Origin of the sequence: Chromobacterium subtsugae, from assembly GCF_035919665.1 — a bacterium.
GTDB classification, from domain to species: domain Bacteria; phylum Pseudomonadota; class Gammaproteobacteria; order Burkholderiales; family Chromobacteriaceae; genus Chromobacterium; species Chromobacterium subtsugae.
The window spans coordinates 997,245-1,009,880 of record NZ_CP142381.1; the positions used below are offsets into that span (position 1 = coordinate 997,245).

General features: G+C 66.5%; 8 protein-coding genes. All 8 read left to right on the forward strand.

The features are described 5' to 3' along the window. Positions 1-2 precede the first annotated feature (2 nt). Entirely contained in the window at positions 3-1,832 is a 1,830-nt protein-coding gene (locus U6115_RS04870) for a thiamine pyrophosphate-binding protein (RefSeq protein WP_043579781.1), read from the forward strand. A gap of 3 nt (positions 1,833-1,835) precedes the next feature. Then, positions 1,836-2,996 (forward strand): class I SAM-dependent methyltransferase, encoded by a 1,161-nt coding sequence (locus U6115_RS04875; RefSeq protein WP_043579783.1) that lies wholly within the window; start codon positions 1,836-1,838, stop codon positions 2,994-2,996. Beyond that, positions 2,989-3,582: an NUDIX domain-containing protein gene (locus U6115_RS04880; protein ID WP_052258342.1), complete on the forward strand. Its 594-nt coding sequence runs from the start codon at positions 2,989-2,991 to the stop codon at positions 3,580-3,582. Before U6115_RS04875 ends, U6115_RS04880 begins: the two co-directional genes overlap by 8 nt. A gap of 128 nt (positions 3,583-3,710) precedes the next feature. Next, a complete protein-coding gene (locus tag U6115_RS04885) occupies positions 3,711-4,823 on the forward strand; it encodes a radical SAM/SPASM domain-containing protein (protein ID WP_043579785.1) in 1,113 nt (370 codons plus the stop codon). Between the two features lie 41 nt (positions 4,824-4,864). Further along, positions 4,865-5,671, forward strand: coding sequence for a hypothetical protein (locus tag U6115_RS04890; protein WP_080770324.1), 807 nt, complete (start codon positions 4,865-4,867; stop codon positions 5,669-5,671). 29 nt (positions 5,672-5,700) lie between these two features. Then, positions 5,701-6,750, forward strand: coding sequence for an NAD-dependent epimerase/dehydratase family protein (locus tag U6115_RS04895; RefSeq protein ID WP_043579790.1), 1,050 nt, complete (start codon positions 5,701-5,703; stop codon positions 6,748-6,750). Positions 6,751-6,863: 113 nt separating this feature from the next. Beyond that, positions 6,864-10,424 carry a glycosyltransferase family protein gene (locus U6115_RS04900; RefSeq protein ID WP_043579792.1) on the forward strand — a complete coding sequence of 1,187 codons (3,561 nt, stop codon included), beginning with the start codon at positions 6,864-6,866 and terminating at the stop codon, positions 10,422-10,424. A gap of 218 nt (positions 10,425-10,642) precedes the next feature. Beyond that, positions 10,643-12,397: a B12-binding domain-containing radical SAM protein gene (locus U6115_RS04905; RefSeq protein WP_230623432.1), complete on the forward strand. Its 1,755-nt coding sequence runs from the start codon at positions 10,643-10,645 to the stop codon at positions 12,395-12,397. Positions 12,398-12,636 lie beyond the last annotated feature (239 nt).

Here is a 12,636-nt window from a genome sequence, read left to right on the forward strand (position 1 = left end):
GCATGAGCGCAAAACTTGTCCGCCTGGCGGACTACGTGATGGATTTTCTGGCCGCGCGCGGCGTGCGCCACGTGTTTTTGCTGCCCGGCGGCGGCGCGATGCATCTGAACGACGCGCTGGCGCTGCAGCCGGATCTGACCGCCGTGCATTGCCACCACGAGCAGGCCTGCGGCATCGCCGCCGAGGCCTACGGCCGGTTGGCCGAGCGCACCGGCGTCGCCATGGTGACCACCGGCCCCGGCGCCACCAACATCCTGACGCCGGTGGCCGGCGCCTGGATCGAATCGCTGCCGCTGCTGGTGATCTCCGGCCAGGTGAAGCGCGCCGACCTGCTGCAAGGCAGCGGCCTGCGCCAGAAGGGCGTGCAGGAAGTGGACGTGGTGTCCATGGCGCGCCCGGTGACCAAGCACGCGGTCACCGTCACCGACCCGCAGGCCATCCGCCAGCACCTGGAGCAGGCGCTGCACCTGGCGCACAGCGACCGTCCCGGCCCGGTGTGGCTGGACATCCCGCTGGACGTGCAGGCGGCGCGCATCGACCCGGACAGCCTGCCTGGCTGGCAGCCGGAAGCGGACGCCGCGCCGGCCGCCCAGAACTATGTTGCCGCCATCGCCGATTTGCTGAAGCAGGCCGAGCGGCCGCTGATCCTGGCCGGCCACGGCGTGCGCATTTCCGGCGGCGCCGACGCGCTGCGCCGGTTGAGCGAAGCGCTGCAGGTGCCGGTGGCCGCCACCTGGAACGCGATGGACCTGATGCCGTGGGACAGCCCGCTGTGCGCCGGCCGCCCCGGCGTGGTGGCGCTGCGGCCCGGCAACTTCGCGGTGCAGAACTGCGACCTGTTGATCGCCATCGGCAGCCGGCTGGACAACATTCTCACCGCCTACAACCCCAAAGGCTTCGCCCGCGCCGCGCGCAAGGTGGTGGTGGACGTCGACGCCGCCGAGATCGCCAAGCTGGAGATGGAAATCGACCTGCCGCTGGCGATGGACGCCAAAGCCTGTCTGGAGGGCCTGCTGGCGGCCGCAGACCATCTGCCCAAGTCCAGGTGGCAGCCGTGGCTGGACCGCTGCGCCGGCTGGAAGCGCCGCTACCCGGTGCAGGACGGCGCGCCGTTCCCGGCGAGCGGCCAGATCAGCCACTACCATTTCGTCGACGCGCTGTCCGACGCCGCGCCGGAAAACACGCTGATTTCCACCGGCAGCTCCGGCCTGGCGGTCGAGGTGTTCTATACCGTGTTCCGCAACAAGCCGGGCCAGCGGGTGTTCCTGACTTCCGGCCTCGGCTCGATGGGCTATGGCCTGCCGGCGGCGATAGGCGCCTGCCTGGGCAATGGCTCCCAGCCGATGATCGCGCTGGAAAGCGACGGCAGCCTGCAGCTGAACCTGCAGGAGCTGGCCACGCTGAAGGCCCTGCGACTGCCGATCCGCCTGTTCATCATGAACAACAACGGCTACGCGTCGATCCGCAACACCCAGCGCAATTATTTCGATAGCCGCTACATCGGCACCGGCCCGGAGGCCGGGGTGGCGATTCCGGACCTGCTGGCGCTGGCCGAGGCTTATGGCCTGCCGGCGGTGCGCATCGAGCGCGTCGAGGAGCTGGCCGAAGGCCTGGCCAAGGTGCTGGCCCACCCAGGCCCGATACTGTGCGACGTGCGGCTGAACGAGAACGAGACGCTGCAGCCCAAAGCCGCCGCGCTGCCGCAGCCGGACGGCTCGATGCTGTCGATGCCGCTGGAGGACATGTCGCCGCTGCTGCCGCTGGAGCAACTGCGCGCGGAAATGCTGATTCCTTTGCTGCCGGCGTCGGAAGCCGCCCAGCGGGGCGGCTGAGCGATGGCTGCCATCACGCATTGCCGCATCTGCGCGCAGCGGCTGTTCGATGAGCCGCTGCTGGTGCAGCGCGACATGCCGGCCGCCGCCCAGGGCCTGCCGGCGGCTGAGCGGCTGGCCGACGACCGCGGCGTCGAGCTGGCACTGCGCCAGTGCGGCGGCTGCGGGCTGCTGCAACTGGACGCCGAGCCGGTGCCGTACTGGCGCGACGTGATCCGCGCCGCCGGCATCTCGCCGGAAATGCGCGCCTTCCGGCTGGCGCAGTTCGGCGCTTGGCTGGCCGGGCACGGCCTGGCCGGGCGCAAGGTGCTGGAGGTGGGCTGCGGCCGCGGCGAATACCTGTCGCTGCTGGCCGAGGCCGGCGCGGACGCTTATGGCGTCGAGCATCTGCCGGCCTCGGTGGAAGCCTGCGGCCAGGCCGGCCTGCGGGTGGAGCGGGGCTTCGTGGACAGTCCGGAAACGAGGCTGGCGGACGGTCCGTTCGACGGCTTCATGATCCTGAACTTCCTCGAACACATCCCGGCCGCGCACCTGACGCTGCAGGGCATCGCCGCCAATCTGGCCGACGGCGCCGTCGGCATGGTGGAAGTGCCGAATTTCGACATGATCGTCGAAAAGGGCTTGTTCGCCGAATTCATCCCGGACCACCTGTTCTACTTCACCGAGCGCACGCTGACCGGCCTGCTGGAGGCCAACGGCTTCGAAGTGCTGGACTGCCGAGCCGCCTGGCACGACTACGTGCTGTCGGCCACGGTCCGCAAACGCGCGCCGCAGCGGCTGTCGGCGCTGGTCGCCTGCGAGACGGCGCTGCGCGCGTCGTTCGACGAATTCCTGGGCCGCTTCGCGCCGGGCCGGGTGGCGATCTGGGGCGCGGGCCACCAGGCGCTGTCCTTGATCAGCCTGATGGGCGTCGCCGGCCGCATCCGCTATGTGCTGGATTCGGCGCCGTTCAAGCAGGGCCGCTACACGCCGGCCACCCATCTGCCCATCGTCGCGCCGGAGCGGCTGCAGGACGGAGAGGTGGACGCGGTGATCGTGCTGGCGGCCAGCTATTCCGCCGAGGTGGTGCGCCAGATCCAGGCCCGCCACGGCGCGCGCTTCGCCGTCGCCTTCCTGGCCGACAACCGCCTGCAAACCGTTGACCCGGAGGCTGGCGATGCATAAACACCCGGCAGACCGGCAACAGGCGATACTCGACGCGATAGACACGCTGCGGCAGGCGGTCGGCTCGGCGCGCGAAGGGCTGCCTGAGGAGATTTTCCTGTTCGTCAGCAGCCTGACGCCGATGATCAATGTCGACCTGCTGATCCGCGACGAACAGGGGCGGACGCTGCTGACCTGGCGCGACGACCGCTTCTGCGGCCCCGGCTGGCATATCCCGGGCGGCATCATCCGCTTCAAGGAAAGCTCGGCCGACCGCATCGCCGCCGTCGCCGCGCACGAGCTGGGCGCCGAGGTCAGCTTCGACCCGCGTCCCTTGTGCCGGCACGAGATGCTGATCCCCAAGCGCGACGTCCGCGGCCATTTCATCTCGCTGCTGCACGCCTGCCGGCTGACCACGCCGCCCGACTCCGCGCGCCGCTTCGACCCGGCGGCGCCGCGCGCCGGCGATTGGGCGTGGCACGCGCGTTGTCCGGACGACCTGCTGCCGGTGCAGCAGGTCTACCGCGGCTATATCGACGACGACCCCGCCATGCGGCAAAGCCCGCCGATTCAAGTTTTGGCCGAAAATGCCGAAGACCATCAGTAGAAATGCGCAAACAGATAAATAGGCAGAAGCGCCATTCTGCATAGCCTCTCTGATACACTCGAAACAGCTGACTGCCATCGCGAAAGGCTCGCGGCCGCTGCGCCGCCGCGATGGTTAGGAGACACCATATGAACGCTCCTCTGGACACCACCAACCTGGCGCTGAGCCAGGCAGAGCAGGCGAAACGAAACGACCTCGCCCGGCGCAAGCCTTATGTCGCGGCCAAGTTGGCGCGCATCGCCGAAATGGAAGAACGCGGCGAGATCAGCCCGATCATCCGCCTGGAAAAGAGCTATCTGTGCAATTTCAAGTGCACGCACTGCTCGGCTGAATACTATATGGACCGCCACCTGAAGAATGTGATCAAGGTGGTGGATACCCGCAGCAAGATGGATTACGACGACATTCGCAATCTGTCGCGCCAGGCCGACGAACTGGGGCTGGCCCGTTTCGTGATCACCGGCGGCGAGCCGCTGGTGATGAAGGATTTCGATCAGGTGATCGAAGCCCTCGATCCGGAAAAGCATTACATCATCACCGACAGCAACGGCTGGTTCCTAGATCTGGAGCGCGCCAAGCATCTGAAGGCGATCGGCGTCGAGAAAGTGCAGATCTCGCTGGACAGCTTCGTCGAGAAGGACCACGACAACTTCCGCAACAAGCCCGGCTCGTACAAGCGGGTGATGCGCGCCGTCGACGCCTGCCTGGACGCCGGGCTGAACCTGATCCTGTCGACCGTGCTGGTCAAAGGCCGCGCCAAGACCGAAGAATTCCGCCGGATGTGCGAATACGTCACCCAGCGCGGCATCGGCCTCTACGTGTCCTACGCCAAGCCGACCGGCTCGTGCACCGAGCACCCGGAATTCGTCATCGAGAAAGAGGACGCCGACATCCTGCGGCAGCTGGAGAAGGAGTACAACGTCTTCTCGCACATGACGCCGTCTTATGGTTCGCACAAGGGCTGCATCACGGTCAAGGGCATCATCACCGTCACTTCGACGATGGAAGTGACGCCGTGCCCGTACATCGATTTCTCCATCGGCAACCTGCGCGAGACATCGCTGAAGGAAGTGCTGGCGCGCGGCATGCGCAACCCGTGGCTGGGGCCGCACCGGCCCGACTGCCTGATCGGCGAAGATCCCAAGTTCATCAAGATCCACACGGAAAAGACCGCGGGCGCCAAGTTCCTGCCGCTGCCGTGGGGGCAGGGTTTCTCCGACCAGGACTCCCTGTACGATTGATGACGGCACGACCTACAGAATCACGGTAAAGGCTTTTCCGAATGAACGCACCAGTCATGACCCCGGCCGTCGAGAGCGCGCCGCGCTTCGACGACAACGGCCGCTGCCTGCCGCATCCGGCTACCCAGGCCGCCTGCCACCGCCAGACCCGGCGCTATTTCCTGCCGCACCAGCCGCGGATAGACTACGCGGCCATCCACCAGCGCATCAGCCGCCATCTGGGCGCGGCGGAAGGCCTGGACGCCGCGGCTTTCGAGCAGCGAGCCCGCGCGATCTTGGCCAAGCTGGAGAGCGACGCCGACGGCCGCCGGCTGCTGAACGGCGCGCATGTGCCTTTCTTCCTGCCGCAGGCGGCGCACGACGATATCGGCCAGGCGCTGGACGAGCGTTACCTGCCGGCGGTGAAAAGCGTGTACGACGCCGAGCTGCCGCAGTACAGCTTCGTCAACCATCACAAGCCCAGCCTCTCCGGCCTGCTGACGCCGACGGAAGGGGCGCGCCATGACCGCCTGATAGAGGCGATGCGCCAAGGCCCGGTGGTCGGTTTCTATTTCCCCTGCCTGCTGGAATATTCGGTGCCGGCCGCGATCGAGCAGCTGGAAACGCTGCCCGCGCCATTCCTGCTGGCAGGCGGCTACGATAGCTGCGCCGCCTTCATCGGCTCGCCGGACCTGCTGCTGCGCAAGGAAGGCTATCCGCCGCTATTGTGGCTGTCCGGCCTGGAGGCGGAGCGAGCCGGCGTCGGCTATCACTTCGAAGCCTATGGCTACGACCTGACCTTCAACCGCCGCGTCCACAACGACCAGGCGGCGGAATACTGGGCCAGCGCGCTGGTCGTGCTGGGTTAGTCGCCAGGCGCATGGCTTTGCACCGCCTCATGCCGCCGCGCACGTTGGAGCAGGATCTCGACGCCATTCTGGGCCGCAAACCCGAGCTCTGGGACAGCCTGCGCGGCGCGTCGCTGTTCATCAGCGGCGGAACCGGCTGGTTCGGCCGCTGGATCCTGGAGTCCATCGCCCATGCCAACGCCAGGCTGGACGCCGGCATCCGGGTGCTGGCGCTCAGCCGCAATCCGGAGGCCTTCACCCGGCAGGCGCCGCATCTGGCGGCGAATCCGGCCATCCGTTTCCATGTCGGCGACGTGCGCGACTTCTCCTTTCCCAGGGAGCGTTTCAGCCACTTCATTCATGCCGCCACCACCTCGGCGCATGAAACCTTCCGCGGCGAGACTTCGCTGAACAAATTCGACACGCTGGTCAGCGGCACCCGCCGCGTGCTCGACTTTGCCGCCGAGGCCCAGCCCGAGCATTTTCTGTTCACCAGCTCCGGCGCGGCCTACGGGCCGTCGCTCGCCGGCCGGCCGCTGCGCGAGGACGACCCGTTCGCGCCGGACACGATGGACCCGATCACCGCGCTGGGCCAGGCCAAGCGTGCGGCCGAGTTTCTTTGCGCCGCCTATGCGCAGCAGCATGGCTGGCATTTGAGCGTCGCGCGCTGCTTCGCCTTCGTCGGCCCCTTCATGCCGCTGGACATCCATTACGCGATAGGCAATTTCATCCAGTGCGCGATGCGCGGGCATCCTATCATCATAACGGGGGACGGCAGTCCGTCGCGCTCCTATCTGTACATGGGAGATCTGGTGGTCTGGATGCTGGCGCTGCTGCAGCGCGAGGGGGGGGCCAGGGTCTTCAATGTGGGATCGGATGCCGCGATCACGATCGCCGAATTGGCGCGCGAGGTCAGGGACCGGGTGTGTCCCGCCGCCGAAGTCCGTATTCTGGGGCAATCCGACGCCAGCGTCGGCAATCCGGCGCGCAACCTGTACCTGCCGGATATCGGCCGCGCCCGCGCGGAGCTGGGCCTCGCGCCCTGGACGCCGCTGGGCGACGCGATACGGTTTTCCGTCGATGCGTTTGCCGGAGCCTGAACGGCGGCTGCGCGCGATGCCCATCCGCGGCGCCGCCGCTGATTCGGAAACCCGGCCGCGCGGCGGCGGCTGGCCCTGGTTTCCATGCTTGGAATTCATGAAAGCAAGCGAATATGCAGATCGAAAAAAAATTCTACAATGAGCGTCACCAGCCCTACTACATATGCGCGCCAGGCTATACCCGGGTCTCCAATGGCGTGCGCGCCATGCACCTGCTGTGCCATTACCTGAACAAGCTGGGGGAGGAGGCCTATGTCTTCTCCCCCGAAACCGATCCCAAGCTCAGAACGCCGTATCTGACCCAGGACATCGTCGATCGCCATAAAGCCAGCGGGCGTTCCCCCATCGTCGTCTACCCTGAAGTGGTGCATGGCAATCCGCTCAACGGCAAGGCGGTGGCGCGCTACATTCTCAACCACCCCGGCCTGTTGGGCGGCCCCAAGGATTACGATCCGTCGGACCTGCTGGTGTTCTGGCACCAGGATTATGTCGATTACGCCAAGTATCCCGACCCGTCCTTCATTTTCATCCCATCGATCGACACCGCCATCTTCAACAACGACGACAACCCGCACGACGACAGCCGCCACCGGGTGCTGGTTTACCCGGGACGCTACAAGCACGCGGAGCGGGATTTCCCGGCGTTGTTCCAGAACACCGACGTCATCACCTACGAGTGGCCGCAAAGCCATGAGGAGCTGGCCGCGCTGTTGAGGCAGGGCAAGGTGCTGTACACCTTCGCCAATTCGGCGATCATCTCCGAGGCGCTGCTGTGCGGCTGCCCGGTGGTGGTGATGGAAACGGTGTTTTCCAAAAAACCGGAAGAGCGGGCGGGGCTGGCGCTGGGGCTGGCGCTGCCGGGCGTGACCTTCGAGGACACGCCGCAGGCGATCGCCGCCGCCCATGGCAAGGTGGTGGACTATCAGCAGGTTTATCACCAATACCAGCTCGAGCTGCTGCAGCAGCTCGAGGGCTTCATCGCCGCGTCGCAAAAGATGCCGCAGGGCGGTCCGAACGAGATTGTCTTCCCTTCGCTGAAGCCCGCGCAGGCCAGCCCGGAGCAGGCCCGCTACGACGCCTGGATCGCGCGCAATGAGTTGCGGCCGTGGCAGGCCGAAATCCACGCCGAAAGAATGGTGCGCAGCTGGGGCAGCCAGCCCCGCTTCATCGTTCTGATGCCGCTGACCGCCGATCGCCAGCAGGAGGCGTTGAAGTCCATCGGCTCGATGGGGCAGCAGCTGTACAAGCATTGGCAACTGATCTTCATCGCCGACTTCGACTGGCCGCACGCGGCTTTCCAGGGCTCCGACGTGCTGGGTTGGCTGCGCATAGACGACGCCCGCGATCCCAGCCAGCTGACCCAGGCTTTCGCCGCGGTGATAGGGGCGTTGCCGTGCGACTGGATCACGGTGCTGCCGGCAGGCGCCGAATTGGCGGTCAACGCGCTGCTGTCGCTGGGCGATCACGCTTCGCTGCATCCGGAATGGCAAGCCATCTACAGCGACTGCGACGAGTTGGGCGCGGACGGCAAGCGCTGCCGGCCGGTGTTCAAGCCGGACTTCAATCTCGACCTGCAGCGCGGTGCCGACTACATCAGCCCAAGCGTCTGGTTCCGCCGCGAGGCGCTGCAGGAGACCGGGGCTTTCTCCGAAGCGCCGGCGGCCGATGGCTGCGACGCCTTGTGGCGGCTGCATGACGCCTACGGCGGCCGGGTCATCGGCCATATCGCCGACATGCTGGTGCATTTGCCAGCGGCGGCGGCCGAGCCGGCCGACGCCGCCGCCGCGCGCGAGCGGGCATTGGCCGCGCACCTGGAGCGGCAGGGCGGCGCGGCCGTCATCCAGCCGGGGGCGGCAGTCGGCAGCTTCCATATCCGCTATCTGGCGGCCGGCCAGTGCAAGGTTTCCGTCATCATCGCCGACGCCGGCGACGGCGTCAGCCTGTCGTCCAGCATCGACGCCGTGTTGGCGGCGGACTGGGAGCAGGTTTGCGAGATTCTGGCGGTGACGCCGGCGGCGGCGGAGCTGCCTGCCGCGGCGCGGCGGGTGGCGTGCGCCTCCGAGTTGTCGCTGGCCGGACGCTATCAATTGGGCGCCGAGGCGGCGAGCGGCGATTACCTGCTGTTCCTCGACAGCCGGGTGGAAGTGGGCCGGAGCGACTGGTTGCCGGACCTGCTTGGCCTGGCCTCGCGCCAAGGCGTCGGCGCCGCGGCGCCGCGCCTGCTGCGAGCCGACGGCAAAACGGTCTGGCGCGGTCCGCTGCTGCTGGGCGCGGACGCCGGCGCCGCATCGGTGTTCGACGGCGCCGACGCGGCGGCGCCCGGCGATCTGGGCCGCCAGCTGATCGAGCACAATCCGGGAGCCGTGCCGCTGGACTGCCTGCTGATGTCCAGCGCGCTGTATGAGGAAATCGGCGGGCTCGACGCCTCGTTGGAGGATGCCGACAGCGCCGCCGTCGATCTATGCCTGAAGATCCGCGCCGCCGACAAGCTGCTTGTCTGGACGCCGTTCGTGTCCGCGCTGCGGCAGCCCGATGCGGCCCCTCTCGCGGCGAGGCTGGACGAGGAGGCGTTGTCCCGGCGCTGGTATGGCTGGCTGCGGCATGACGCGGCGTACAACCGGCACTTGAGTCTGGACAGCCGGCAGGCTTTCCAGGTGGAGAACGTCTACTCCGCCGAGTGGGACCCCGATTTCTACGAGCGCGCCCGCGTGCTGATGCTGCCGGGCACGTCGCCGGCCGGCGCCGCCCGCTTGCGGGCGCCGCTGCTGCGCTTGATGGATGACGGCAAGCTGCTGGCCACCATGCTTCCGGCCGGGCAGCGCCTGCCCAGCGCCGGCGAGCTCGAACGCCTGGCGTCCGATGTCCTGGTGCAAGCCGCGCGCTTCGAGCCTGGCTTCCTCGATTGGCTGCGTCTGAGCCGCCGCAGCCGGCCGGACATGCTGTCCATCCTGGTGTTGGACGATCTGGACGCCGGCGGCGCTGTCAGCGACCGTTACGCCAGAACGATGTTGCGGGCGCTGGCGCGGGAGGCGGACAGGATCATCGTGCCGACCGAAGCGCTGCGGGCGCTGGCCGGCGCGTTCTGCGAGGATGTGCGCCTGGTGCCGGAGGCGCTGGACGAGGCGCGCTGGGAAGGGTTGATCTCGCTGCGCGGCATGGGCAAGAAGCCGCGCGTGGCTTGGAGCGGCACGGAGGCCGAGGTGGAGGACCTGATGCTGCTCACCGGGATCATCCTCGCCACCGGCGGCGAGATCGACTGGATCGTATTCGGCCACTGTCCGGATGCGCTGCATCCCTACCTGGCGGAATACCATCCCTTCGACCTGGCAAGCGAGGATTACCCGCGCAAGCTGGCCAGCCTGGGAATAGACTTGGCGGTGATGCCCAAGCACGCCGATGGCCGCCGCGAGGCGGCGGGGCGGCGACGGCTGCTCGAATACGGCGCTTTGGGCATCCCGGTGGCGTGCAGCGCGCTGGATGACTGGCCGGGACTGGCGCAAGCGCCGGTGGCGCGGGCGGACAACGAGGCCGCGGCGTGGAGCCAGGTCTTGCTCGAACGCGCGCGCGATCTGGAGCGGGCCGGCCGCGAAGGCGAGCGGTTGAAGGCCTGGGTCAAGGAAAATTGCATGCTCGGCCCGCATTTGCCCTCATGGCTGGAGGCGCTTGGCCGATAAAGCAGAGTAAGGGGCGGTCGCCGCGCGCGGCGCCTGCCGCTTTGCAGGATGAAGCAGGTTTGACGTCGATGCGGCCCGCCGCGCCGACAGCGGGGTATGCCGGCCGCGCGTTGGGGATGGGCGCCGGTTTTTTTCTTGTAATCTTAAGGGATGAGGATGAACGCCTGCCTGGCGGGACGCGCCCGCGGCGCGGCAGGACGTTGATCGAGGAGGGTGGGATGAAAAAACTGTTGTTTGTCGTGCCCATGCACATTTCCTGGGACTCGTTCACCAAGCCCGAGTTCTACAATGTGCAGCTGGCCAAGGCCGATGGGAAGGTCTACAACATCCCGCGCACGGATTTGCCCCTGGGGCCCTTGTCCATCTCGGCGTACTTGAAGAAGTTCCTGCCGCTGGATGTGAAGCTGATCGACTTCAACGCCGAGGTCAACGCGCTGGACGCGGTGCCCTTCGATTCGTTCGAAGCGCTGTGCCGCCATTTCTTCCGGCAGATCGAGGATTTCGCGCCGGACTTCGTCGGCGTCTCCTCGCTGTTCAGCCCCTCGTTCGCCAACTTCATGGATTGCGGCCGGATGGCGCGCGAGGTATGGCCGGACAGCATCGTGGTCGGCGGCGGCAATATCCCCACCAACAGCTACGAGCAGATCTACCGCGACATGGGTTGCACCTTCTTCGACGGCCTGTGCTTCGGCGAAGGCGAAAAGCCGATGCTGAACCTGTTGCAGGCGGAAGATCCGCTGGCCTTCCTGGCCAGCTCGTCGGCATGGATCACGCGCAGCAATGTGATGGATGAGGCGCTGCTGGTTCCCAAGCACGACTTCATCGACGACCTGGATGAAATCCCGTTCTTCGATTACGACTTGTGCGACATCGACAAGCATGAAATCAACCAGGTGGTGGCCTCCTACCACAATCTGGACAAGACGCGCGGCTTCCATGTGATGACATCGCGCGGCTGTCCCTTCCTGTGCACCTTCTGCGCCTCGCACCGCACCCACGGCAGGTCGATGCGCTATCACTCGCTGGAGCGGGTCAAGGAGGACTTTACCCGGCTGGTCAAGCATTACGGCGCCGAAACCGTCATCTTCCAGGACGACCACCTGATGGCCGATTCCGACCGGGTGTACAAGATACTGGACATCGTGAAGTCGCTGAACCTGCAGTCGGTGTATCAGAACGGCCTGACGCTGTACGCGCTGGACCGTCCGATGCTGCAGGCCTTCTGGGACGCCGGCGTGCGGCACCTGGTGCTGCCGGTGGAAAGCGGCAGCGAGAAGGTGCTGAAGAAGCAGATGAAGAAGCCGCTGAAGATGAAGATCTCGGAGAGGGTGGCCAGGGATTGCCGCGAGCTGGGCATCTACACCAATACCAATATTTTGATCGGCATGCCGGGCGAGACCAAGGAAGATCTGGAAGAAGCGCGCCGCAATCTGCGCGAGATCGCCTCCAACTGGTTCAACATCGCTTGCGCCAGCCCCATCGTCGGCAGCGAGATCCACGAAATCTCGAAAGAGAAGGGCTATATCAAGATCAATAGCCTGGGGTCGGACTACCGCACCGCGGTCATCAATACCGAGGACTTCTCGGCCGAGTTCATCCAGGAATACCAGTACTTCATGAACCTGGATCTGAATTTCGTCCATAACTACGATCTGCGCTGCGGCAATTACGAATGGGCGGAACGGGGGCTCAAGAACGTTCTTCGCCTGAAGAGCGACCACGCCTTCGCCCACTATTACCTGGCGGAGTGTTACCGCGGGCTGGGCCGGCTTGACCTGGCCCAACACCACCGCGATTGCTACCTGCAGTCGGTGCAGAGCTCGTTCTGGGGACGCTGGGCCTGGATCTTCGGCCTGGATGGCGTCAATCCCGACGACTGGTCGGAGGAGAACTACGGCTTGCTGGCCGAAATCCTGCTGCCGCGCGCCGCGCCGGAAGGCGACGCGCCGATCGCGCTGGCCGCCCAGGCTTGAGGCGGAACGGCGACGCGGACCGATGGGCGGCATTGCCCGGCATGGCGTCGCCACGGCGCGGGCTGCTATAGTGGCGCTGATCGGCCTGACGGCCGCGGCGGCTCCGCTCCGATGGGAGCGCGGGGCTTCGCCGCGGCGCGGTTTTCGCTCAAGGGCCGGCAGGCCCTTTTCTTTCGTTCGCTTCGAGTGCGTTCTTGCTGTATTGCCGTCCGGGGTGTCCGGCTGCGGACCCGATTCAA